Genomic DNA, 1,057 nt, shown 5'->3' on the forward strand with positions numbered 1-1,057 from the left:
GGCCAGGGCTGGTCGGGGGCGTGGGCTGGGACTGGGCGGTCGCCCCAAGGGATGAGTGTCTGGCGCTCTGCGAAACCGCGGCCGCCGCCGACCACCACTGAGACGACTGCGCCGTGACCGAGCATGCTCTGGACTCTTGTCAGGGCACGGTGAATCCGCTCGTCCGGACCGCCGCCCCATAAGCCGTCGGCCTGGGAGCCGACCGGGTCCACCTGCTCCGGGATCAGCCTGATCCTGGTGACAGCTGAGGTCAGCCCACTGGTCGCCGTACCGCTGCCTTGGAGTTGCCAGCGGACTCGATCGACCACATCCGCGGCGGTGAACCAGCGCGGGTGCAGCCACTCCCGCTCGTGGATCCGGCCGGACTCCGTCCCGACCTCGACTCGCAGTGTCGTGCACACCCCGCCGAGCTCGGTCAGCCGCGCGACCAGCTCGTCAGCCACCGACCTGGCCGCGAACGCCACCTGGTCGACCCGGTCCACCGGCGGCTCGAACTCGAGCGTGCGGGTGAGCTCCGGCGGCACCTCCCTCGCAACCAACGGTCGGTCATCGGCCCCGCGAGCAAGCTGATGAGCGAAAGCGCCATCCGGGCCGAACCGCGTCAGCACCTCGGCCGGCGGCAACTGCGCAAACGCCCCTAGCGACCGCAACCCCAGCCGGCGCAGCAGACCGGTCAGCGTCGACTGCTCCAGTACGTCGACACTCAGCGGCGCCAGGAACTCCGGCGACTCCCCCGGCGGCACCACCAGCACCCGCGTCCGCTCCGAACTGGCGCGTGCCGCCTGCTCCGCCGTGAACGGCCCGTCCGCAATCCCGATCCGCCCACCCGGCACCTCGAACGTCTCCAGCCGGTCCAGCAACTTCTCCGCCGCCGTCTCCTCATTCCCGTAGAACCGGGCCGGCCCCCGAGCCTTCACCGCACACATCCCCGGCCGGATCACCTGCACCCCGGGCGTCAACGCCTCCAAACACTCCACCACCGGCTCGAACGCCCGCGCATCCGCGACCTGGTCGTACTTCACCACCACCAACTCCGGACACCGAGCCTGCGCCTCCC

Annotated in this window: 1 protein-coding gene; it reads right to left on the reverse strand. The window is 71.0% G+C overall.

Annotated elements, in window-relative coordinates; genetic code table 11:
• Positions 1–1,025 (reverse strand): DNA polymerase Y family protein (locus tag E1263_RS42460; RefSeq protein ID WP_238162089.1); only part of this gene is annotated, 1,025 nt, incomplete at its 3' end.
• Between the last annotated feature and the right edge of the window lie 32 nt (positions 1,026–1,057).

The organism is Kribbella antibiotica, from assembly GCF_004349055.1.
GTDB classification, from domain to species: domain Bacteria; phylum Actinomycetota; class Actinomycetes; order Propionibacteriales; family Kribbellaceae; genus Kribbella; species Kribbella antibiotica.